This window comes from Oleiphilus sp. HI0132 (assembly GCF_001635845.1).
This window is the reverse complement of sequence record NZ_LWGJ01000914.1, coordinates 1-340: the sequence shown is the minus strand read 5'-3', so window position 1 is coordinate 340 and position 340 is coordinate 1. Positions and strand designations below refer to the sequence as shown.

Here is a 340-nt window from a genome sequence, read left to right as displayed (position 1 = left end):
AATATAAAGACAAATATGCGCAGCATGCTTTTGTCTGCACTGCTGCGTATGAAGGCAGTCAGGAAGATATTACCTGGCAGTCATTCACCTCTCATGGACCCTTGGCATTTTTGCCCTTGGCCGATAGTGGTAAGGAACACTTTGGCTCACTCGTCTGGTACGACTTGCCTGAAAGTGTCGGCAAATTATCGCAGATGGGTAACGAGGAGCTGTTAGCGACGATCAAAGCTGCTTATCCTTCAGAGCTTCCTACCATTACACGCATTGTAGAGCACGCTAGCTTCCCTTTATTTAAGTCCCATGCCATTAACTATGTCCGCCAGGGTGTGGCATTGGCGGG

Annotated in this window: 1 pseudogene; it reads left to right on the top strand. The window is 48.5% G+C overall.

The features are described 5' to 3' along the window. A pseudogene (locus A3766_RS30960) lies at positions 1 to 340 on the top strand (2-polyprenyl-6-methoxyphenol hydroxylase); the annotation flags it as partial.